General features: G+C 68.6%; 22 protein-coding genes. 17 read left to right on the top strand and 5 right to left on the bottom strand.

The genetic code is table 11. The features are described from left to right. Window positions 1–75: 75 nt before the first annotated feature. From C1Y63_RS05980 to C1Y63_RS05970, 3 genes are all read right to left on the bottom strand, one after another. Entirely contained in the window at window positions 76–1,095 is a 1,020-nt protein-coding gene (locus C1Y63_RS05980) for an ion channel (protein WP_146128877.1), read from the bottom strand. Next, window positions 1,092–2,000 (bottom strand): potassium channel family protein, encoded by a 909-nt coding sequence (locus tag C1Y63_RS05975; RefSeq protein WP_106015558.1) that lies wholly within the window; start codon window positions 1,998–2,000, stop codon window positions 1,092–1,094. The genes C1Y63_RS05980 and C1Y63_RS05975 overlap by 4 nt, the downstream gene beginning before the upstream one ends. 168 nt (window positions 2,001–2,168) lie before the next feature. Next, window positions 2,169–2,645 (bottom strand): inorganic diphosphatase, encoded by a 477-nt coding sequence (locus C1Y63_RS05970; protein ID WP_106015557.1) that lies wholly within the window; start codon window positions 2,643–2,645, stop codon window positions 2,169–2,171. A 29-nt stretch (window positions 2,646–2,674) separates the two neighbouring features. On the opposite strand from C1Y63_RS05970, the gene dacB reads away from it, so the two are divergent. From dacB to C1Y63_RS05910, 12 genes are all read left to right on the top strand, one after another. Beyond that, a complete protein-coding gene (gene dacB, locus C1Y63_RS05965; RefSeq protein ID WP_106015556.1) occupies window positions 2,675–3,952 on the top strand; it encodes a D-alanyl-D-alanine carboxypeptidase/D-alanyl-D-alanine-endopeptidase in 1,278 nt (425 codons plus the stop codon). Window positions 3,953–3,958: 6 nt separating this feature from the next. Further along, the gene (gene tilS / locus C1Y63_RS05960) at window positions 3,959–5,131 is read left to right on the top strand and encodes a tRNA lysidine(34) synthetase TilS (protein WP_106015555.1); all 1,173 of its coding nucleotides are present in this window, start codon (window positions 3,959–3,961) and stop codon (window positions 5,129–5,131) included. Next, a complete protein-coding gene (hpt, locus tag C1Y63_RS05955; RefSeq protein ID WP_106015554.1) occupies window positions 5,124–5,708 on the top strand; it encodes a hypoxanthine phosphoribosyltransferase in 585 nt (194 codons plus the stop codon). Before tilS ends, hpt begins: the two co-directional genes overlap by 8 nt. Window positions 5,709–6,043: 335 nt before the next feature. After that, on the top strand, window positions 6,044–8,431 hold the full coding sequence (gene ftsH / locus C1Y63_RS05950) for an ATP-dependent zinc metalloprotease FtsH (RefSeq protein ID WP_106015553.1): 2,388 nt from the start codon (window positions 6,044–6,046) through the stop codon (window positions 8,429–8,431). Window positions 8,432–8,437: 6 nt separating this feature from the next. Further along, window positions 8,438–9,004 carry a GTP cyclohydrolase I FolE gene (gene folE, locus C1Y63_RS05945; RefSeq protein ID WP_106015552.1) on the top strand — a complete coding sequence of 189 codons (567 nt, stop codon included), beginning with the start codon at window positions 8,438–8,440 and terminating at the stop codon, window positions 9,002–9,004. Continuing rightward, entirely contained in the window at window positions 9,004–9,819 is an 816-nt protein-coding gene (gene folP, locus C1Y63_RS05940; RefSeq protein WP_233195597.1) for a dihydropteroate synthase, read from the top strand. The genes folE and folP overlap by 1 nt, the downstream gene beginning before the upstream one ends. After that, the gene (gene folB / locus C1Y63_RS05935) at window positions 9,812–10,174 is read left to right on the top strand and encodes a dihydroneopterin aldolase (protein WP_106015550.1); all 363 of its coding nucleotides are present in this window, start codon (window positions 9,812–9,814) and stop codon (window positions 10,172–10,174) included. The genes folP and folB overlap by 8 nt, the downstream gene beginning before the upstream one ends. Beyond that, window positions 10,171–10,695 (top strand): 2-amino-4-hydroxy-6-hydroxymethyldihydropteridine diphosphokinase, encoded by a 525-nt coding sequence (gene folK, locus C1Y63_RS05930; RefSeq protein WP_369831024.1) that lies wholly within the window; start codon window positions 10,171–10,173, stop codon window positions 10,693–10,695. Before folB ends, folK begins: the two co-directional genes overlap by 4 nt. After that, a complete protein-coding gene (locus C1Y63_RS05925; RefSeq protein ID WP_106015549.1) occupies window positions 10,692–11,180 on the top strand; it encodes a DUF3180 domain-containing protein in 489 nt (162 codons plus the stop codon). The genes folK and C1Y63_RS05925 overlap by 4 nt, the downstream gene beginning before the upstream one ends. Window positions 11,181–11,186: 6 nt before the next feature. Continuing rightward, complete coding sequence (locus C1Y63_RS05920; RefSeq protein WP_106015548.1) at window positions 11,187–12,356, top strand: DUF6779 domain-containing protein; 1,170 nt, start codon at window positions 11,187–11,189, stop codon at window positions 12,354–12,356. A 130-nt stretch (window positions 12,357–12,486) separates the two neighbouring features. Further along, a complete protein-coding gene (locus tag C1Y63_RS05915; RefSeq protein WP_106015547.1) occupies window positions 12,487–12,969 on the top strand; it encodes a hypothetical protein in 483 nt (160 codons plus the stop codon). After that, window positions 12,966–13,727 carry a hypothetical protein gene (locus tag C1Y63_RS05910; protein ID WP_106015546.1) on the top strand — a complete coding sequence of 254 codons (762 nt, stop codon included), beginning with the start codon at window positions 12,966–12,968 and terminating at the stop codon, window positions 13,725–13,727. Before C1Y63_RS05915 ends, C1Y63_RS05910 begins: the two co-directional genes overlap by 4 nt. 134 nt (window positions 13,728–13,861) lie before the next feature. Here C1Y63_RS05910 and C1Y63_RS05905 read toward each other — a convergent pair whose 3' ends face one another. Further along, a complete protein-coding gene (locus C1Y63_RS05905) occupies window positions 13,862–14,266 on the bottom strand; it encodes a hypothetical protein (protein WP_106015545.1) in 405 nt (134 codons plus the stop codon). A gap of 393 nt (window positions 14,267–14,659) precedes the next feature. Between C1Y63_RS05905 and C1Y63_RS05900 the strand changes: the two genes are divergently transcribed. From C1Y63_RS05900 to lysS, 4 genes are all read left to right on the top strand, one after another. Next, complete coding sequence (locus C1Y63_RS05900; RefSeq protein WP_106015544.1) at window positions 14,660–15,109, top strand: Rrf2 family transcriptional regulator; 450 nt, start codon at window positions 14,660–14,662, stop codon at window positions 15,107–15,109. 238 nt (window positions 15,110–15,347) lie between these two features. After that, window positions 15,348–16,544, top strand: a complete 1,197-nt coding sequence (locus C1Y63_RS05895; RefSeq protein WP_106015543.1) for a globin domain-containing protein — start codon at window positions 15,348–15,350, stop codon at window positions 16,542–16,544. A gap of 329 nt (window positions 16,545–16,873) precedes the next feature. Beyond that, window positions 16,874–17,875, top strand: coding sequence for a UDP-glucose 4-epimerase GalE (gene galE, locus C1Y63_RS05890; protein WP_106015542.1), 1,002 nt, complete (start codon window positions 16,874–16,876; stop codon window positions 17,873–17,875). 128 nt (window positions 17,876–18,003) lie between these two features. Next, a complete protein-coding gene (lysS, locus tag C1Y63_RS05885; protein WP_106015567.1) occupies window positions 18,004–19,566 on the top strand; it encodes a lysine--tRNA ligase in 1,563 nt (520 codons plus the stop codon). A 100-nt stretch (window positions 19,567–19,666) separates the two neighbouring features. Here the strand turns inward: lysS and C1Y63_RS05880 are convergent, their stop codons facing one another. After that, entirely contained in the window at window positions 19,667–20,338 is a 672-nt protein-coding gene (locus C1Y63_RS05880; RefSeq protein ID WP_106015541.1) for a Pr6Pr family membrane protein, read from the bottom strand. A 100-nt stretch (window positions 20,339–20,438) separates the two neighbouring features. Here C1Y63_RS05880 and C1Y63_RS05875 point away from each other — a divergent pair, with 100 nt between their 5' ends. Further along, window positions 20,439–20,948 carry a hypothetical protein gene (locus C1Y63_RS05875; protein ID WP_106015540.1) on the top strand — a complete coding sequence of 170 codons (510 nt, stop codon included), beginning with the start codon at window positions 20,439–20,441 and terminating at the stop codon, window positions 20,946–20,948. Window positions 20,949–20,992 lie beyond the last annotated feature (44 nt).

The raw sequence follows: 20,992 nt of genomic DNA, 5'->3' as shown, positions 1-20,992 counted from the left end.
CATCCACCTTTCTTGTCTTGGATGGCCCGAGAAACATCTCGTTTCACTGTAGCGTGTTGCCCGATGGAAGACCCACTATTCGGGGTGGGAATGTTTCGGGGGTGTTTTCGCCGTCTTCCGGCCCGCCCGCTTCAGTGCCCCGATTTCGGCGCGCACGTCCGCCAACTCCCGGCGCAGCTGCCGAATCTCCTGCAGCAGTTCCTGCTGGTTGTCGCTGCGCTGCTCGTCGGCCTCCCCCTCGAGCTGCTCCACAAACCAGGCAGCAATGAGCGCGGTGATCACGCCCGCGATGGCGATACCCCCGAACATCAAAATGGTGCCCAACAGGCGGCCGAAGCCGGTGGCAGGGGCGATATCGCCATAGCCGACCGTGGTGACGGTGACGATCGACCACCACAACGCATCACTGAAGGTGTTGACCCCCGACAGCTCATTGGTGGCTTCCGCATCAAACATCGCCAGCGCCGCCACCAGGATGAGCAGCACCGTGCCCAGTGCGGTGTAGACCGCGACGGTGGTGCGCCTCGTGGTCGGCGAGATCCGCTGCAGCAAGAACAGGCTGGGCATGATGCGCAGCATCTTCAGCGGCCGGAACCACGGCAACACCACGAGGGCGAACTCGGGCAGGTGCCGCCAAAACCAGCGGGCCCGCGGCTCGGCGAGATAGAGGCGGGCGGCGTAGTCCACCCCGAACGCCAACCACGCCAACGTCATCCCAAGATCGGCGGCCCGGGTCCAGGCGGACTCCCCGGGACTCAAAGAGGTGAGCGCGAACATGGCGACGAAGAGCAGACTGACGATGAGCAGGGGGCCTTCGACGCGGGCCTCCCAGCGGTGCTGTGGCGTGGCATCCTCAGGGATCTCCGGCCGAAACAGGCTCACCAGCACCATGCGCACCCCCGCGAGGAAGTCCGGTGCGGGCCGCGGCGGCCGCGAGGACGTCGTCTTTGCACCCCGGGCGGAGCGTGGCTGCCGGGCGTGCGGCCCCCGCGCCCCCGCGGGGGCTGGTGTTGTGGGGCTCGCCTGCTGCGGGGGAGTGTGCTCCGGGGCGGGGTCGTAAGGCTCGCGGCCCGTCGTGTCCTGCGCGTCGCTCACCGCGCACCCCCAGGATGCTGCCCGTCGGCGCCTGCCTGCGAGCCGGGCTGCACGGCCGCCAACACCGCATCCAGCTTCGCGCCCAACTGCTCCACCTGGGCGGCCAGCCGCTCATTGTCCGCCCGCAACTCGGCCAAGGTGGTGTGGGTGAACTCATCCCGATCCGCCGCATCCTGGGCGGCATCCGCGTCGGTGCCCTCCACGGAGCGGACCAAATACGCCGACACCGTCGCCGTGAGCACACCCGCCAAAGCAATGCCACCCGACATCAGGGCGATACCCACCACCCGGCCAAAGCCCGTCACGGGTGCGATATCGCCATAGCCGACCGTCGTCACCGTCACGATCGACCACCACAGCGCATCCCCAAAAGAATCAATCTGGGAGGACGGGTCCGGGGACTCCACGTCATAAATCGCCAGCGCCGCCACCAACACCATGATCACCGAGCCGACAATCGTGTAGGTCGCGACCGTAATATTGCGGCTCGTGGCACTCACCCGCTGCAGGAGAAGCAGCGTCGGCACAATGCGCAAAATCTGCAGCGGCCGAAACCACGGCAACGCCACGAGAAGGAACTCCGGCAGGTGGCGGAAAAACCACCGCCACCGGTTCTCCGCGAGCACCAGGCGCACCACATAGTCAATGAGGAACACCACCCAAATCGCGGTGAAACTCACCCGCGTCACATGCTGCGCCCACGGCCCCAAATCCGCCAACGACGCCCAGGCAAACATGCCGAGGAAAATCACCGAAATGATGAGCAGCGGCCCCTCAAAGCGGGCCTCCCACCGCTGCTGCCGGCTGGCACCCGGGGGCACCTCCCGGTGGAAGACGTGGCCCCAGGCGCGCCGGGCTGCGTGCAGCCACGCCGAGGGGGAATAGCGCCGGTTCGACTCGTCCACGGTTGCAGCAAACCTCCCGGGATGCGGGTGACAAAGAGGGTGGGTGCCTGCGCACAGGCACCCACCCTCGTCACAGAAGTGACATGTGTCCGCTGACTGCTTTCAGCCAGCTCTGTGGTGCGCAGCCGCCCCTGAGAGTGCGGGGCGGGCGCGCGGGGAAGAGGTGAGTTACTTCCCGTAGCGCTCGATGGCCTCGGCGAGGATCTTCTCCGCCTCCGCCTTGTCGCCCCAGCCGGAGCCGGTGACTTCCTTGTTGGGCTCCAGGTCCTTGTAGTGGACGAAGAAGTGCTCGATCTCATCCTTGATGAAATCGGAGACGTCCGAGATGTCCTGGAAGTGGTCGTAGCGCACGTCGTCGATGACGCACAGCAGCTTGTCGTCGCCACCAGCTTCGTCGGTCATCTTGAACACGCCGAGCGGGCGGGCCTTGACGATGACGCCCGGGAACACGGGCTCCGGGAGGATCACCAGGGCGTCCAGCGGGTCACCATCCTCACCCAGGGTGTGGTCGATGAAGCCGTAGTCGGCGGGGTAGGCCATCGGGGTGAACAGGTAGCGGTCGAGGTAGACCTTGCCGGACTCGTGGTCGACTTCGTACTTGTTGCGGGAACCCTTAGGGATCTCAATGGTGACTTCGATACTCATGGTTCCCAAGCATACTAGGCTTGGTCTTTATGCAGAACCGCCTGTGGGCCACTACCGCCATTGTTGTTGCCGCCGCCGTCGCCGGGACGACCGGTGTGGCGGTGTGGAAAGCCACCCAGGGCCACCAGGTGCAGGTGGCCCCCGCCTACCCGGGGCAGCCCGCGGTGACGGGCCTGGCGGCGGCCACCGGCACGGAGCCGGTCGACGAGCCGGCGCTGGCCGCCCGGCTGGACCAGCTGGCGGCGAACCCGGACTTGGGGCAGCTCGTCGGGGAAGTCGTCGACGCCACCAGTGGGCAGGTGCTGTGGCAGAAGGACGCCGCCCAGCCGGTGCGCCCGGCGAGCACGACGAAGGTGCTCACCGCGGCGGCAGCGTTGTTGACGCAGGCGCCGGACAGTGTGCTCACCACCGAGGTGGTGGCTGGCGGCGATGGGTCGATTGTGCTGCGCGGTGGCGGCGACGTCATGGTCAGTGCTGAGATGATCGCCGACCTGGCCTCCCAGGTGCAGGCCGCGGGGCTTGCGCCCACGGCGGTGCTCGTGGATACCTCCGCGTGGGCGGGGGAGGAGTTCAGCCCCGAGTGGCACCGGGAGGACATTGAGGCGGGCTTTATTGCGCCGATGCAGCCGGTCATGCTCATGGGTGCCCGCATCGGCGGCGACTCCGGCGATCTGCCGCGCAGCGCCACCCCGGCGTTGGATGTGGCGCACGCCCTGGCCGACGCGCTGGGCGTCGCCGCCTTCGGCTTTGGCCCCGCCCCCGCCGACGCGGAGCCTGTCGCCCGGGTGGAGTCCGCGCCGCTGCTGCAGCGGCTGCGGCGCATGATGCTCACGAGCGACAACATCATGGCGGAGGCTGAGGGGCGGGCCGTGGCCCGCGCCGTCGGCGTGGAGGCCTCCCAGGAGGCGGCCGCCCGCGCCACCCTCGACACCCTGGCCGGCCACGGCTTCGACACCACCGGCGTGGAACTCAAAGACAACAGTGGCCTGTCGGACAATGACCTCATTCCCCCGCAGCTGCTCACCAGCATCCTGCAGCGCGCAGCATCCGAGCCGCAGCTGCGCCCCCTGCTCCAGGTGCTCCCCGTCGCGGGTGCCACCGGGTCGCTTGCCACCCGCTTTGAGGGGCAGCCGGGCCGGGGCTGGGCGCGGGCGAAGACCGGCACCTTGACGACGACGAGCGCCCTGGCGGGCACGATCACCTCCGCCACGGGCCACGTCTACGCGTACGCGTTCATCAGCAACGAGTCTTCCGTCCTGCCGGCGCGGAAAGCCCTCGACGAGCTCGTCAGCGGGCTGCGCGGCTAGGCTGCCGTGCCTGCACGCCTCGGCGACATGGATGTCGCCTACGACGCCCCCGGCCTGCAGGCCTGCCGGCGGGCGCTGCGCCAGCACCTCGCCGCCAGCGCTACTGACGACGACACCCGCGCCGCGGGTGCTGGGGCCAGGGGCCTGCGGGTGGGGTTCTCCGGCGGGCCGGATAGCTTCGCGCTGCTCGCCGCCGCCTGCGCGGAAGAGCTCAACCCGGTCGCCGTCATCGTCGACCACGGCCTCCACCCCGAGCACGCCGCCATCACCGCCGCCGCGGCGGAGCGTGCCGAAGCCCTTGGTGCTGCCGTGGAGATCCACGCTGTGGGTGCTGCGGTGGCGGCCCGCCGCGCCACCGGTGTGGGCGAGGAAGCCGCCGCTCGGGAGGCCCGCTACGCCGCCTTCGCTGCCGCCGGTTGCGCCATCGCGGTCGCCCACACCGCTGACGACCAGGCCGAAACCTGGCTGCTGGGGGCCTTACGCGGCCACGCCACAGGCATGCAGGCGGTGAGCCGCCGCGGATCGCTCCTCATCCACCGGCCCCTGTTGGGCATCCGCCGCGCCGACACCCACGCCGTGGCGACGGAGCTCAGCTATCGCGGCGCCCCCGTGGAGCTGTTCTCTGACCCGACGAACCTCGACCCCACCTACCGGCGGGGTGCGCTGCGCACCCAGGTACTGCCCGCCCTGCACGACACGGTCGGCTCCGATCCCATCCCGCAGCTGGCGGCCGCAGCCGAACAGGCGGCTGCCGCGGATGCGGCCATCGGCGAGTGGGCCGCGCCCCTCGTGCGCGCCGCCCTCCAGCCCACAGCAGATGCGGGCGCCGGCGCCCCGGGGATGGTGGGGTGTGCGGTGGCGGAACTGCCCGGCCGGCGGGCGGGACTGCCGGAGGACTTCCTCGTGCGCGCCGCACTCGACGTGGCCGCCGTGGACCCCCTCCCGGAGGTGGTGTGCGCCCGCGTTATTCGCGACATCATGGTGGCCCTGGGGGCGGCGCCCACCCAGGCCGCCGTGGCGGCCGCCGTCGCCCAGATTCGCCGCTGGCGTGGCCAAGGGGCGGTCGCCGTCGGCAGGGGTAGCGGGGGGCACTCCGAGCGGTTGGCAGTCGCCCGCATCCGTGGCAAGCTTGTCTTCGCTAGCCCACCCCGCGACATGTCGAGGATTCCTCATGTATGACAACCCGGACACCACCATTCCGGAAGGCCGCTACCACGACCAGCTTGCAGCAGTTCTCATCGACGAGGACACCCTGCAGAAGCGAGTGAAAGAACTCGCGAAAAACGTCTCAGAGAAATACCGCGACGAAGAGTCCGTGCTCCTCATCGGCGTGCTCAAGGGGGCGGTGTTTTTCATGACGGACTTCGCCCGCGCCATGGAGATCCCCTGCCAGATGGAGTTCATGGCCGTGTCCTCCTACGGCAACTCCTCCTCCTCGTCCGGGGTGGTGCGGATCCTCAAAGACCTCGACCGCGACATCGAAGGCAAGCGCGTCATCATCGTCGAGGACATCATCGACTCCGGCCTCACCTTGAGCTGGTTGCTGAAGAACCTGAAGAACCGCAACCCGAAGTCCCTCGACGTCGTCGCCCTGCTGCGCAAGCCGGAGGCCGTGAAGGCGAAGATTGACCTTCTCGACTTGGGCTTCGACATCCCCAACGAGTTCGTCGTGGGCTACGGCCTTGACTTCGCCGAGATGGGCCGCGACCTGCCGTTCGTGGCGTCGCTCAAGCCCGAGGTGTACTCCGGCCACTAAGCCCCACCCTGCGGCGCCGCGCCTGTGCAGTGGCTTTCTCCCCGCGTCTGAGTGCATCCCTTCGCGCCTGACACGCGGGGTTTTGCCACGTTTCGCAGCCCTACCCGCATCCCGCGTCAGGAACACCCCGGGGTGGTACGCCGTTATGCAGTGCGTAACGCGTGCGCGCCACGGGCGCGCCCGCACATCTTCTCTCTTCGTGCCTTGACGGCTGATTTCTTTTCCTTTTTCTCTCGCCTTGTGTGTCTTTTCGCGGCCCGCGGCTCGTGCGCGCCCGCGTTGTGATTGATCTTTTTCGCCCACCACCCACACCAAACCCCCAAAGGGGACGTTGCATGGAAACCAAGAAACTTGTTCGCTACGGCAGCATCGCGGCACTTGTGCTGGTGATGCTGTTTACTGTCAGCTTCTTCAGCAATGACGCGCGCTCGTACCGCAAGGTCGACACGAGCGTCGCCCTGGAGCAGCTTGATGCGCGCAACGTCAAGGAGGTGCAGATCGACGACCGGGAGCAGCGCCTGAAGTTGACCCTCAAGGACCCCATCACGGTGGACAAGCGTGACGGTGTCGAGGAGATCATGGCGGAGTACCCGGCGCGGACCGCGCCCGTCATCTTCGAGAAGGTGGAGTCCGCGGATGCGGAGAAGTTCACCACGAAGGTGACGCGGGATTCCTTCCTCATGTCGATCCTGTCGATGACCCTGCCGCTGTTGCTGCTGCTGGGTCTCATGATGTTCCTGTTTAACCGCATGCAGGGCTCCGGCATGAACATGTTCGGCATGGGTTCCTCCCGGGCGAAGGAACTGACGAAGGACATGCCGACGAACACCTTCGCCGATGTGGCGGGCGCCGATGAGGCTGTGGATGAGCTGCACGAAATCAAGGACTTCCTCGAGGACCCGGAGCGCTACCAGGCGTTGGGCGCGAAGATTCCGCGCGGTGTGCTGCTCTACGGCCCGCCCGGCACGGGTAAGACGCTGCTGGCCCGCGCGGTCGCCGGCGAGGCCGGGGTGCCGTTCTTCAGCATTTCCGGCTCCGACTTCGTGGAGATGTTCGTCGGTGTGGGTGCCTCCCGCGTGCGCGACCTGTTCAAGCAGGCGAAGGAGAACAGCCCCTGCATCATCTTCGTCGACGAGATTGATGCCGTCGGCCGGCAGCGCGGCTCCGGCATGGGTGGCGGCCACGACGAGCGGGAGCAGACGCTCAATCAGATGCTCGTGGAGATGGACGGCTTCGACGGCCGCGAAGGGGTCATCCTCATCGCCGCCACCAACCGCCCCGACATCCTCGACCCGGCGCTGCTGCGCCCGGGGCGTTTCGACCGGCAGATCCCGGTGACGAACCCGGATCTCAAGGGCCGGCAGAAGATCCTCGAAGTCCACGCCAAGGGCAAGCCCTTCGCCCCGGACGTGGACTTGAACTCCCTGGCGAAGCGCACCGTCGGCATGAGTGGCGCGGATTTGGCGAACGTCCTCAACGAGGCGGCGTTGCTCACCGCCCGCGTCGGCGGCAACGTCATTACCGCCGATGCCCTGGAGGAAGCCACCGACCGTGTCATTGGCGGCCCCCGCCGCTCCTCCCAGATGATCTCCGAGAAGGAGAAGAAGGTCACCGCCTACCACGAGTCCGGCCACACCCTGGCCGCGTGGGCGATGAAGGACATTGAGCGGGTGTACAAGGTCACCATCCTCGCCCGCGGCCGCACCGGCGGGCACGCGATGACCGCCCCGGAAGACGACAAGGGCATGTACAACCGCAACGAGCTCTTCGCCCGCATCGTCTTCGCCATGGGTGGCCGCGCCGCCGAGGAGCTCGTCTTCGGCGAGCCCACCACCGGCGCCTCCAACGACATTGAGCAGGCGACGAAGATTGCTCGCGCCATGGTCACCGAGTACGGCATGTCGCCGGCGCTCGGGACCGTGAAGTACGGCACCGAGGAAGGCGACGTGTTCGCCGGCCGCGGTGGCGGCGGCAGCCTCGAGTACTCGCCCACCGTCGGCAACCTCATCGATGAGCAGGTCCGCGAACTCGTCGCTAAGGCCCACCGCATCGCCTACGAGGTGCTGCGGGACAACCGCGAGTACCTGGACCGCCTGGCGGAGAAGCTCCTGGAGAAGGAAACGCTGCGCCGCCCCGATCTGGAGGCCCTGTTCGCGGACATGCCGCAGCGGGAGCGCCCCATCGTCTTCGACGGGGAGGAGGACTACTTCCCCGGCCAGGGCCTGGAGCCGGTGAAAACCCCGGTGGAGTTGGCCAAGGAGCGCGGCGAGGAACCGCCGAAGCGCTTCAGCATCCTGGAGGCCTCCCGCGCGGCCCGCGCGAAGCGGCAGGCGGAGCTCGCCGCCAAGGCCCCCGCCGATGCCGCGGACGCAACTGAGCAGCAGGCCAAGGGCCCCGAGTACGGTGCCCCCGCCGGCTGGACCGCGCCCGGCTGGCCGCCCGCGGAAGTCGACGGCAACCCCTACACCCAAGCACCCGCGGCGCCCCACCCCGGCATGACGGCGTACCCCGCAGCAGCAGGGGAGGACACCCCCCAGGAGCCGCTGCGTGGTTTCGAGCTGCCCGCCTGGGAGAAGCCCGACCACCCGGAGACCGACTCGGCCGCTGAGGCGGAGGAGACCCGCAGCGTGGATTCCGCGGAGGACACCGCCACGGTGGTTCTCGACGCCGCGGACGAGGATGCGGGGCGCGGTGGCCGCCACGCGAAGAACGAGCAGGAGTAGGGTGCCGTGATCGATCTGCCACGCGCCGAAGCGGCGGTCCGCGAATTGCTCCTCGCCGTCGGTGAGGACCCCGACCGGGAGGGGCTGAAAGACACTCCCGCCCGGGTGGCCCGCGCCTACGAGGAAATCTTCGCCGGCCTCCACCAGGACCCGACCACGGTCCTGGAGAAAACCTTCAACGAGGACCACCAGGAACTCGTGCTCGTCAAAGACATCCCCATCTACTCCACCTGCGAGCACCACCTCGTGCCCTTCTACGGCACCGCCCACATCGGCTACATCCCCGGCAAGCACGGCAAAGTCACCGGCTTGAGCAAGCTCGCCCGACTGGTCGATCTCTACGCCAAGCGGCCGCAGGTGCAGGAGCGGCTGACCAGCCAGGTCGCTGACGCGCTCGTGGAGAAACTTGATCCGGCGGCCGTCATTGTGGTGCTCGAATGCGAGCACCTGTGCATGGCGATGCGGGGTATCCGTAAGCCGGGCGCGTCGACGACGACGTCGGCGGTGCGCGGCGGCTTCAAGACGGATCCGCGCTCCCGGGCGGAAGCGCTCGCCCTGATTGGGTCGCGCTGATGGCCGGGGGGACAACCCGCACGCGGGTCATGGGCATCCTCAACGTGACGGAGGATAGTTTCTCCGACGGTGGGGTGCACCTGGCGGACCCGGTGGCGCACGCGGAGCGGATGCGCGCCGAGGGGGCGGACATCATCGACGTCGGTGGGGAGTCCACCCGGCCCGGCGCCCGCCGCGTCGACCCCGCCCTGGAGGCCGCCCGGGTGCTGCCCGTGGTGGAGGAACTCAGCGGCCGGGGCATGCAGGTGAGCGTGGATACGATGCGCGCGGAGGTCGCCGCCGCGGCGGCGGCGCGCGGCGCGCGTCTCATCAACGATGTGTCCGGCGGCCGCGCCGACCCGGAGATGTTCGCTGTCATGGCCGACGCGGGGGTGGACGTGTGCCTCATGCACTGGGCGGCGGAGCAGTTCGGGGATGCCGCCGGCAGCGCCCACACCCCCGTCACGGTCGTCGACGATGTGCGCCGCGGCCTGGAGTCGTCCGTCGAGGCGGCGCTCGCCGCGGGAGTCGCGGAAGAGCGCATCATCCTCGACCCGGGTCTGGGTTTCGCGAAGAGCGCCGAGTGCAACTGGGAGCTGTTGCGCAACCTGGACCGGCTGCCCGATTTCCCGCTGCTCATTGGGGCGTCGCGGAAGCGTTTCCTCGCCGCGGTGCGCGCGGAGCGCGACCTGGAGCCGCAGCCCGATATCGCGACCGCGGCGTTGTCCGCGTTGCTGGGGGCGGCGGGCGTGTGGGGGGTGCGCGTCCACGACGTGGCCGCCACCGTCGACGCGCTCACCGTGGCGGCACACCTGCAGGGAGGCCAGCGTGGCTGATCGGATTGAACTGAAAGGCCTGGAGTGTTTCGGCTACCACGGCGTGTTCGACGAGGAGCGCGCCACCGGGCAGCCTTTTGTCGTGGACATCACCCTGTGGGTGGATTCGCGGGCGGCGGCCGCCAGCGACGATGTCCATGACACCGTGCACTACGGGGAGATGGCTGAGCTGGCGCATGGCATCGTCACCGGGGAGCCGCGGAACCTCATCGAGACCGTCGCCGCGGAGGTCGCGGACGCCATCATGGCGCGCTTCCGGCCCCATGCCGTGGAGGTCACCATCCACAAGCCGCAGGCCCCCATCGGGCTGGCGTTTGCCGATGTGGCGGTCGTGGCCCGCAGGAGCAACCGGTGAACGCGCCCGCCGAGACCCTCACCGCGGTGCTGAGCTTAGGGTCCAACATGGGCGACTCGCGGGCGCTGCTGGGCCGCGCCCTGGAGGACTTTCCGGGCAGGGTGCTGGCGGTCTCCCGGGTGTGGCGCACCGCCCCCTGGGGTGGGGTGCCGCAGGAGGACTTCCTCAACGTCACCGCCCTGGTGGAGTTCCCCGGCACCCCCCGGCAGCTGCTGGCCGCCTGCCAGGAGCTGGAGCGCGCCGCACACCGCACCCGGGAGCTGCGCTGGGGGCCCCGCACCCTCGACGTCGACATCATTGACATCGTGGGTGTGACAAGCGAGGACCCGGAGCTCATGGTGCCGCACCCGCGGGCACACCTGCGGGCGTTCGTGCTGCGGCCCTGGCTGGACATCGATCCCCACGCCACCCTCGGCGGGGTGGCGGTGGCGGAGCTCGTGGCCAACCTTGGCGACGATGAGGAGAACCACGCCACCCCGGACACCGCACTCGGAGCAGGCCCCCAGGAGGCCCAGTCATGACGCCCCCACCCCACGGCTTACGCACCACTCCGGTGGTGCGCGTGCTGTTCCTCTACGCTTTCTTCGCTGCCGCGGCACTCATCCTCACGTGGCGGTTCTACGGCAGCATCCCCCACATCCGCGTCACCGACGCGGTACCACTGCTGTGTGTGGCGGTGGCCTGCGCGCTGGGCACGTGGGTGGTGCGGAAAAACATCCGCACCAGCCGCATCGGCCTCGACCGCAGCCAATTGAACCCCCTGACGGCGGCCGCCTGGCTGGTGCTCGGCACCGCGAGCGCCCACATGGGGGCCATCGTCGGCGGGGTGTACAGCGGAATCGCTGCCTGGGTGCTCCCACAGGTCGGCACCCTGGCGGCCGCCCACGACGACGCCCCCGGGGTGGCGCTCTGTGCGCTGGCCGGGGTGGCGGCGGCGGTGGCGGGCGTGGTGCTCGAACGCAGCTGTGCTGTACCCCCGGGTGCCGATAAGGGTGGGGTAGGATAGGCCCCCATGAAGAACTCCTCCGGTCCTGGCCTGCAGGTGCTGGCTGCGTTGCTGCTGACCCTGGCGACCGTCGCGACGGTCATCATGTTGGTCACCGACAATGCTGGTGCGATGAAGGTGGCGGTGATTGCGGCCCTGTGGTCGGCGTTCATCGGTTTCTTCCTCGTCGGCAAGTACCGCTTCGATGCGGAGCGTGCCCAGGAGAAGCTGGCCCACGAGCAGGAGCTGCTCGCCGCCGAGCTGGAGAAGGAGCAGGTCACCCACCGGGAGCAGGAGATGCTCCTGGAGCAGAACTACCGGGAAGCGCTGAAAGACCAGCGGGATGACACCCTGGCGGAGATCCGCGCCCAGCTGGACGAGATGCGCCAGCAGTTGGGGCAGCTCACCGGCCAGGATTTCACCTACGAGCCGACGGCGCTGAAGGCGCAGGCCCGCCGCATCCAGGAGATTGAGGCCGCCCAGCCCGCCGCCAATGCCGCGGCGCCCGCCAAGGATTCCCCCGCGGAGCCCGTCGCCGCGGAAGAAACCACCCCTGCTGAGACGGCCACCGATGCGGTGCCACACGCGGGCGGCCGTTTCGACACCGGCGCTTTCGCTCGGGTGAACTGGGCGGCAGGTACGACCCCCACCCCCGACTTCGCCGAGGACGCCACGGCGCGCGCGGACGCCGACACCAAGGGCGCCGACGCGGAGGCTGCTGCGAAGGCGGCCGCCGAGGCCGCCCGCGAGAAGGCCGAGAAGTACACAGCGGAGAAGGAGAAGGCCGCGCGGGAGGCTGCCGAGAAGGAGAAAGCCGCCGCCGAGGCGCGCGCCAAGGAGGCCGCCGCGAAGCGCGCCGAACTGCAGCGCAAGGAAGCCCTCGAACGCGAGGAACGCGACCGCGTCCGCCAGGAAGCAGCCCGCGCCGCCGCGGCGAAGAAGCAGGCCGAAGAACTTGCCCGCAAGCAGGCCGCCGAAGAAGCCGCCGTGCAGCGGGAGCAGGAATACGAACGCCTCCGCGCCGAGGAACAAAAGCGCCGCGAGGAAGAAGCCGCGCAGGCCTTCCGCGACGCCCAGGCGCACGCCGCTGGTGGCCGTCGCCGCCGCGACGAGGCCGCCGACTCCGTCAGTGTTGCTGACCTGTTGAAGAACCTCGGTGCCTCCGGCAGCCCGCGCCGCCACCGCGCCAAGGACTAAAAACCCCGCCACCCCGGTGGCCCCCTGAAGAATCTGTGTGTGCCCTGTCCCGCCCCCGCGGCGCAGGGCACCCGCATATCCCGACCCACCTGCCCATGGGTGGGTCGCCCCCCCCACGCGAAGGAACACCATGCACCTGACGACGTTCGCCCAGCGCGGCCACAGCGCCGACGCGGACGCGCTTGCCGCGTTCCTGCGCAGCAGCGGGCACCAGGAGGCCGCCGGCACAGCGGAGATCCTCGTGTTGGCCGATGTCAACGAGCCCGGGGTGGACGTGGGCGCACAGATCGTGCTGTGCACCGACCGCCGCGCCCGGCTGGCCGCACTGCCGCCGGGGGACGTACAGATCATCGTGCACCGCTTCCCCTGGGACAGTGACACCGCCGGCGAACGCCCCTGGGAGTCCGGTCCCTGGGTGGTGACCCTCGGCAGCGACATTGCCCGGGTGGTGGCGGAATTGCTGCTGCCAACAGTCGCCCACGAGGTCCCCGATGCGCGCCGCGGCGACTTCCTTGCGGCGCTCGCGACCTACACCCACCTCCAAGACCAGCTGGCGGCGGCCGCCGCGCAGCTGGATGCGACGACACGCCCCTTCAGGAGTATCGACCAATGAGTTTTCAGCCCGGCAACGCCACCGTCTTCACCGGCTACGAGCGCGTCCGCCAGGCCGCGCACGCCTTTGGCAAAACCGCCCGCCCCCTGGCTGTCGTGGCGCCCGGGATGTCCGGCGCGCAGCTCGCCGCCGCGGTGGAGGCATGCCGCCGCCCGGGGGTGCTGCGGGCCGTGGTGACGACCGACAGCGACGTGGTGCGGCAGTGCGCTGATCTCGGCGTCGACGTCGTCTTCCACCTCAGCCCGGAGGAACTGGCCACCGGCAGCACTGCGCTCGTGCCGCTGCCCGGCTTCGAGGATGCGGCCGCGTCCGCGGCGCGGCTGCTGCGGGTGGTGGGACTCACCCGGGCGACGCTGCTTGCGGTGTGCGAGTCGGAGTACCCGGCCCTGTGGCAGGCGCAGCGCGCCGCTCATGATTTCGGGGGTGAGGTGACGGTACTGCGGGTGCCGATTGTGCGCCGCCCCGACGGGGTGCCCGTCGGCAGTGTGGCCCCCGGGGACACCCCGGGGGAGGACGCGATCGCGTTGAGTGCGGCGCTTGCGGGCTGCGCCCTCGTCGCTGAGGACGGCCCCCAGGCCTGCCTCGATTTCGCCGCCCGCGTTGCTCCTGCGGCGACGTTCCGGGCGACGGATCTTCAGCTGGGCGATGCGCCCGCAGTGGGGGAGGGCTGCATCTTCGGCTACCTGGGCGCTCATCGGGATGTCGCGTTCGTGCCCTTCGGTATTGGCGTCCGCCCAGACCCCTCAGACAACGGCTAAGCGCGCTGTCCCCACACACAGACACGTACCCGCCGACGGGATGTTTCCGATCGGCGGGTACGTGCTGTGCGGGGGTGTGGACCCCGGCGAAAAATGGCGAGACTGGTTGCCTCAGCGAGGGCTGGTGGGTGGTCCTACTCGGACCACGGGTCCACGGTGAGTGTCACCTTGGCGGTGCCATCGTCGTTGATGTGGATCGTGCGCTGCAGTTCGCGATACTCGAACGTGAGGGGGATGTGGCACTTGAGCGTGATGGTCTGCTCCCCGGTCAGGTGGTCCGGGTTGGGATAGGAACGCGTGCCATCGAAGTTCGTGTGCTCAGCCATATCGGTGACCGGCGGTGGGAACGGGCTCGTGACTTCACAGGCTTGGTAGGGCAAGCCGAGAGAATCAACGGTGGTGATTTCGACCTCGTGGTTCCGGTGCATGTCGAGGCCGATGCCCAGGGAACTGAGCACCAGGGAGCCGATGCCGTAGATCAAGGCGAAGACTCGGCCGAGGACGTTGACGTGGAGCCACGACAGGGATGAAGACAACATAATGAGACTCGAATGTCCTTGTCTGTGAGTTGCGCGAGGGGGAAGAGCTGCCGGAGCGACAGCCCCGGGCGGGGCCGCGCGTGGTGGTGCCCGTGCCGACATGGTCAGGGCACTGCGCGAAGGTTGCTCTCAGGCGTCACTGGCGTGTTGGCTGTGACGAGGATTTTTCTTCACCTTAAGTGAGGTGCTTGAGGGCTAACAACAAAAAGTGAAGATGTTCACAGTCACCGTCGGGTGGTGGGTGTGCACGGGGTCGCTTGTTCGGTGGGGTCCGTGGTTGGATGGACATGCGAGGGTGTGTCGCCGCAGCGGTCGGGCACCTTCACGCAGGCTGACCAGGAGACATGTTCCCCGGGGTGTCAGCGTCGCCGCGCTGGGAGAAGGAGGAAGTTCGTGCACGTCACGCGGTTTTCCGACTTAGGTCTGCGCATCATCATGGTCTGCGGGGTAGGCGAGCGGCCTCGCCGCACCATTAAGCAGCTGAGTGAAGATATCCAGGCCCCGGCGAATCATGTGGCCAAGGTGGTGGCCCGCCTCGGGGAGATGGGGTTGGTGACGAATACTCGTGGCCGCGGCGGTGGTGTCGTGCTCGCGGAGAAAGCCTATGCAGCGCGGTTGGGGGATGTGTTGCGGGAACTGGAGGGGGTGGAGCCGCTCGTGGATTGTTTTGAGCCGCGCTGCCCGTTCGCGTCGATGGAGTGCCTCCTGGAGCACAAGCTTGCCCAGGCGCAGGAGGCGTTTTTCGCGACGTTGGATACGACGACGATTGCGGATCTGGTGGCGAGTGTGCAGCCGGCGGGGTCGGCGTTCCTGGGCACTCCGCGCGTCGGCGGCGCCGCGTAGCCCGTGGGGGTGGGGCGCGCCGGGTGCTGGGCCTGGTGGGGTAGCGGCTGTGCTGTTGATGCTTCGGCGGAGGGGTGGGTGCAACTTTTGGCGGAACTGGGGGTGACCTGCGGGAAAAGGTGCCGCGAAAAGATGCATTTTTGATGCGACTTTAACTAGGGTGGTGGGTACACACCTCCTCCTGCCGCGCAGGTATCCCTGCGCGCACCCAGCCCACACACCAGACAAGGAGACCGACGTGTACGTCACCCACACCCCTGACACCCGCCGCCGACTCACCCCCGAACACGAGCAGATCGTCCGCGACACCCTGCCCGTCATCGGCGCCAACATCAACGACATCACCCCGGTGTTCTACCGCACGATGTTCGGCAAGCACCCCGAGCTCATCAGCGACCTGTTCAACCGCGGCAACCAGAAGGACGGCGACCAGCAGAAGGCACTCGCGGCCTCCATCGCGGTGTTTGCCACCATGCTCGTCGACCCGGACGCCCCCGACCCGCTGGAGATGCTCGCCCGCATCGGTCACAAGCACGTCTCCCTCGGCATTACCCGCGACCAGTACCAGATCGTCCACGACAACCTCTTCGCCGCCATCGTCGAAGTCCTCGGGGAGGCCATCACCCCGGAGGTCGCCGCCGCCTGGGACGAGGTGTACTGGATCATGGCCGACTGCCTCATCGAGTACGAGGCCTCCTTGTACGCCTCCGCAGGCGTGGCCGAAGGAGACGTGTTCCGCACCGCTACCCTCACTCACCGGGAAGAACTGCCCGGCGGTGCCATCGCGCTCACCATCACCGGTGGCCTCGCGGAGCCGCTGCCCGGCCAGTACACCTCCATCGGTGTGCGCCTGCCCGACGGGGCGCGCCAGCTCCGCCAGTACTCCATCATCGGCGGCGACGCCACCACCTGGCAGCTCGCCCTGGATGTCACCGGCGAGGTGTCCAGCTACCTCGCCGCGGCGGAGATCGGCTCCACCGTCGACGCCACCCTCCCGGCCGGTGACCTGGTGCTCCGGGCCGACAGTAACCGCGATATCGTGCTCATCTCCAGCGGTATCGGCGTCACCCCGATGCTGGGAATCCTCAACCACCTCGCGGCCGAACAGTCGCCCCGCACCGTGACCTCCTGGCACGTGGACGCGGACGCGGAGCACGACGCCCTGGCCGCCCACCGCGCCGCCGCCCTTGAGCAGCTCGCCCACGCCAAGGGAGCCAACATCTACCGCGCCGACGGCGGCCGCCTCGAGCTGGGGGCAGGGTGCGGCTGCGGTGGCGGCTGCGCCAGCACCCTCGCCGGGGCGGAGGTGTACCTCTGCGGCGGCACAGGCTTCCTGCAGAACGTCCGCGAGCAGATCGCGGCCCTGCCCGCCGACGCCCAGCCGGCGGCTGTGTACTACGAACTCTTCAGCCCCAACGACTGGCTGATCCGCTAAGCAGCTCGCCTTCTCGCGCCGCGACCAGCTGCACCCCATGGCTCTGGGGTGCCCGGTTGCGGCGCGTCTGTGTCTGCGCCCCCGCCGACCGCCGCGGTGGGGGTACCGTGCGGCGGCTGTGACGGGGGTTGCTCTTGGTGCGGGGGTGCGGGGGGACGTGCCTGGCGCGGGCGGGGTGCGCGTGCTGGAAGTCCCGGGTGCGGCGTGGGGGACGGTGCTAGGGTCTAGAAAAAGATGGGCGAGTGCCCTCACCCCGAGCGCCCTCGGCGGGGACACACCCCGCCCGAGAAGCCCCCTATGACTGTTGCTCAAGGATGTAAGGAAAAGTCTTGAAGGTTCTCATCACCGGCGGTGCCGGCTACATCGGCTCCACGATCGCATCCTGCTGCGCCGACAACGGCATCGACGTCGTCATCCTCGACGACCTCTCCCGGGGCCTGCGGGCCTTCGGCGAGCGCTTCGACTTCTACGAAGGCGACATCGCCGACGAGGCTCTCCTCGAACGCCTCCTCACCGACCACCCGGACATCGAGGCCGTCATCCACTGCGCCGCCAAGATCGTCGTGCCCGAATCCGTGGCCGAGCCGATCATGTACTACGACAACAACGTCGCCAAGCCGATGGTGCTGCTGAACAAGCTCCACGAGCACGGCGTCGGGAAGTTCATCCTGAGCTCCACGGCGTCGATGTACGCCCCCGACGCGGACTTCATGGTCGATGAGACCTCCGCCCTCGAGCCCAACTCCCCCTACTCGGCCTCCAAGTTCATGCTCGAGCGCGTCCTCGCCGACTACGCCAACACCGGCGCGATGCAGATGCTGGCGCTGCGCTACTTCAACCCCATCGGCGCCGACCCGCAGCTCCGCACCGGCCTGCAGGACCCGCACCCCACCCACGTGCTCGGCAAGATGATTGAGGCCCTCCACTCCGGCCAGACCTTCACCGTCACCGGTGTGGACTGGCCCACCCGCGACGGCTCCGGCCTGCGCGACTACATCCACGTGTGGGACCTGGCCCGCGCCCACGTCGCCGCCCTGCACCACTTCGACCGCGTCATGGCGCAGGCGACGAAACCCAACTACGACGTCATCAACCTCGGCACCGGCCTCGGCACCACAGTCTTCGAGTTCGTCGCCGGCTTCAACGAAGCCATGGGTGTCGAACTCGATGTGGCGACCGCCCCGCCCCGCCCCGGCGACGTCCCCGGCTGCGCCACCCGCACGGCCAAAGCCAACGAGCTGCTCGAGTGGGAGACCGAACTGTCCATCGCCCAGGGCGTGCGGGACTCCGTCGCCTGGTCGGAAAAGCTCCCCGCCCTCCTGGAGGACTAACCCCCACGCCACGCACCCCGTGCGTGCGCGCGGCGGCTGTGGGGCGCGCCGGGCGCTGCTGGCCCCGGCGTGGGTTTTTGCCCCCCGGTGAACTACTCTGGTGTGCTGTGACTGAGCAGAAGAACACCATGGACGTCCCCGAGCAGCTCCGCATCCGCCGCGAGAAGCGCGCCCGCCTGCTGGAGCAGGGTGAGCAGGCCTACCCCGTCGTCGTCGACCGCACCATCTCCTTGAGCGACTTGCGGGCGCAGTACTCCGTGAACAAGCCGGCTGCGGACGGGGAGGAGGCCCCGGTCGCCCCCGCGGGCGCCCGCGTCCTGGAGGTCGGCGAGGAAACCACCGACGAGGTGGCAATCGCCGGCCGCGTCATCTTCGTCCGCAACACCGGCAAGCTGTGCTTCGCCACCCTCCAGGAGGGCAACGGCACCCAGGTGCAGGCCATGCTGTCGCTCGCCGAGGTTGGCGAGGAGCGCCTCGCCGCCTGGAAGCAGGACGTCGACCTCGGTGACTTCGTGTCCGTGCGCGGCCGCGTCATCGCCTCCCGCCGCGGCGAACTGTCCGTCATGGCGACCTCCTGGGCGATGGCGTCGAAGGCGCTGCGCCCCCTGCCGGTGGCGCACAAGGACATGAGCGAAGACACCCGCATCCGCCACCGCTACACCGACCTCATCATGCGGGAACAGGCCCGCACCAACGCCATGACCCGCATCAAGGTCATGCGTGCCCTGCGCAACTACCTGGAATCGCAGGACTTCGTCGAGGTTGAGACCCCGATGCTGCAGACCCTCCACGGCGGTGCTGCGGCACGCCCCTTCCAGACGCACTCCAACGCCCTCGACATCGACCTTTACCTGCGCATCGCCCCGGAGCTCTACCTCAAGCGCTGCGTCGTCGGCGGCATTGAGCGCGTCTTCGAGGTCAACCGCAACTTCCGCAACGAGGGCGTGGACTCCTCCCACAGCCCCGAGTTCGCCATGCTGGAGACCTACCAGGCGTGGGGCACCTACGACGACGGCGCCGAGCTGATCAAGAACCTCATCCAGCAGGTCGCGCTCGACGTGTTCGGCTCCACCACCGTCACCCTCGCCGACGGCACCGAATACGACCTCGGCGGCGAGTGGGAAACGATCGAAATGTACCCCTCTCTCAATGAGGCGCTGCAGAAGAAGTTCCCCGGCCAGCCGGAGGTCACCATCGACAGCACCGTCGAGGAGCTCAAGGCACTCGCCGAGGTCATTGGTCTCGAGGTGCCGGCCAAGGGTGGCTGGGGCCACGGCAAGCTCGTCGAAGAGATCTGGGAGCACCTGTGCTCCGACCAGCTCTACGGGCCGATCTTCGTCCGTGACTTCCCCGTGGAGACCTCCCCGCTGACCCGCCAGCACCGCAGCACCCCCGGCGTCACCGAAAAGTGGGACCTCTACGTGCGCGGATTCGAGCTCGCGACCGGCTACTCCGAACTCGTTGACCCCGTCATCCAGCGGGAGCGTTTCGAAGACCAGGCCCGTCTCGCCGCCGGCGGCGACGACGAGGCCATGGTGCTGGACGAGGACTTCCTCACCGCCATGGAACAGGGCATGCCGCCGACCGCAGGCTGCGGCATGGGTATCGACCGCCTCCTCATGGCACTCACCGGCCTGGGCATCCGGGAAACTGTGCTGTTCCCGATGGTCAAGCCCGAGCCGAAGCAGTAACCCGCCGCTGGTTCACAGCCACTGCGACACCGCGCGCCTGCGGTGATCGCCACGAGCACCCGCACCCCGGACACACTCCCGGGGTGCGGGTGCGTCCCTTTTATCGGGGTGCGCCCTGGGTGTGGCGCGGACGCTGCAGGAGGCGCTCCACCCCGCTGAGCAGGCCTGTGAGCACAAAGAACAACACATACACGCCGGCAATATTGCGCAGGGCTGTCGGGTAGCCCAGGGTGGCGGCGTTGAGGAAGTCGTAGGGGTAGAACCCCGTCGCCGCACCCCGGGCCAGACACCACGCCACCCACACCGTCGGCAGGATCAACGCCCGCCCGATCACGCCCCACGTGATGTCCCTCGTGGAGCGCTGCGGCATGCTCAGCACCCACAGCGCCGGCAGGGCCACCGGCAGCACGAGGTGGTGCATCGCGTTCGTCACCGCATCGACCCCCTGCTTCGCAGTGCCGTCGGCAATGATGAGGTTGTACACCAACCCCGTCACGATGAGCATCATGGCCGCCTCAAGGCGGGCGACCCGCGCCCACGTCGTCTGGGTGCGGGCGAAGCCCGCCGCATAGGCCGCGGCGACGATGACGCCGACGATGGCGGACCACAGGGTGAAATAGGAGTACTGGGTGAGCACCTTGGCCCCCACACTGGTGAAGGCGGGCCATTCCTCGCACTCGGTGGTGGCGGCACGCACCCCGGAGAGCACAACCGTGGTGGCGCCGGCGGCGGCCAGGAGGCCCGCGAGAACACGAAACGCTAGTTTGAGCATTTCCTCATGTTAGGCCGCTGCTGTAACAGAAGCGACACCGCACACGACGGCGAGGATAGAAGCACATCTCCTACCCATCGAGACGAAGGGGCCTACCGCAATGATGACCCGTACCCGTGCCACCCTCGCCGGCCTTGTGGCCGTCAGCATGACCCTGGGCTGCATGCCCGCGGCCGCCGCCGAGGACACGGAATTCCGCATGCCCTCCCTCGACCAGCTGAGCAGCGGCATCCGCGCCGGCGCTTCCGCCGCCGTCGGCAACGACCCCGACTCCCCGGAGAACCAGGCCGCCCAGGAGCAGCGCTGGCGCGACCATCGCCGCCGCCGCACCATCCTCCACTACGGCGTGACCACCCAGGCCGACGTCGAAGCCTGCCAGGAGGAGTGGAAGGGGAAGCCCATTGTGGCCAAAGACTTCGGCTACGACTACCCCTGCCCGCTCGCGCCCATCACCGACGAGGACGTCGCCTCCGCGCGGCGGGAAGACACCCTGCAGGGGATCCTCATGGCCCCGATCATGGTGGCAGGCTTCCTCCTCGCCGTGCTGCGCCTGCCGATCGACTGGGTGTGGAACGGGCTGCGCGGGGAACGGGACAAGTTCTCCAGCTAAGCACCTCGGCCCCTGTTCAAGGGGGAGAGGCTGGGGGCACTCGA

It is taken from the genome of Corynebacterium sp. 13CS0277 (assembly GCF_002994655.1).
GTDB lineage: Bacteria > Actinomycetota > Actinomycetes > Mycobacteriales > Mycobacteriaceae > Corynebacterium.
The sequence above is the reverse complement of the archived record's forward strand: the minus strand, read 5'-3'. Positions and strand labels throughout refer to the sequence as shown.

What these genes read in the sequence shown, in the direction of transcription:
- C1Y63_RS05970 (WP_106015557.1), bottom strand. Translation starts at nt 2,645, where the DNA reads ATGAGTATCGAAGTCACCATTGAGATCCCTAAGGGTTCCCGCAACAAG.
- dacB (WP_106015556.1), top strand. Translation starts at nt 2,675, where the DNA reads ATGCAGAACCGCCTGTGGGCCACTACCGCCATTGTTGTTGCCGCCGCC.
- hpt (WP_106015554.1), top strand. Translation starts at nt 5,124, where the DNA reads ATGTATGACAACCCGGACACCACCATTCCGGAAGGCCGCTACCACGAC.
- ftsH (WP_106015553.1), top strand. Translation starts at nt 6,044, where the DNA reads ATGGAAACCAAGAAACTTGTTCGCTACGGCAGCATCGCGGCACTTGTG.
- folP (WP_233195597.1), top strand. Translation starts at nt 9,004, where the DNA reads ATGGCCGGGGGGACAACCCGCACGCGGGTCATGGGCATCCTCAACGTG.
- C1Y63_RS05925 (WP_106015549.1), top strand. Translation starts at nt 10,692, where the DNA reads ATGACGCCCCCACCCCACGGCTTACGCACCACTCCGGTGGTGCGCGTG.
- C1Y63_RS05920 (WP_106015548.1), top strand. Translation starts at nt 11,187, where the DNA reads ATGAAGAACTCCTCCGGTCCTGGCCTGCAGGTGCTGGCTGCGTTGCTG.
- C1Y63_RS05915 (WP_106015547.1), top strand. Translation starts at nt 12,487, where the DNA reads ATGCACCTGACGACGTTCGCCCAGCGCGGCCACAGCGCCGACGCGGAC.
- C1Y63_RS05910 (WP_106015546.1), top strand. Translation starts at nt 12,966, where the DNA reads ATGAGTTTTCAGCCCGGCAACGCCACCGTCTTCACCGGCTACGAGCGC.
- C1Y63_RS05905 (WP_106015545.1), bottom strand. Translation starts at nt 14,266, where the DNA reads ATGTTGTCTTCATCCCTGTCGTGGCTCCACGTCAACGTCCTCGGCCGA.
- lysS (WP_106015567.1), top strand. Translation starts at nt 18,004, where the DNA reads ATGGACGTCCCCGAGCAGCTCCGCATCCGCCGCGAGAAGCGCGCCCGC.
- C1Y63_RS05880 (WP_106015541.1), bottom strand. Translation starts at nt 20,338, where the DNA reads ATGCTCAAACTAGCGTTTCGTGTTCTCGCGGGCCTCCTGGCCGCCGCC.
- C1Y63_RS05875 (WP_106015540.1), top strand. Translation starts at nt 20,439, where the DNA reads ATGATGACCCGTACCCGTGCCACCCTCGCCGGCCTTGTGGCCGTCAGC.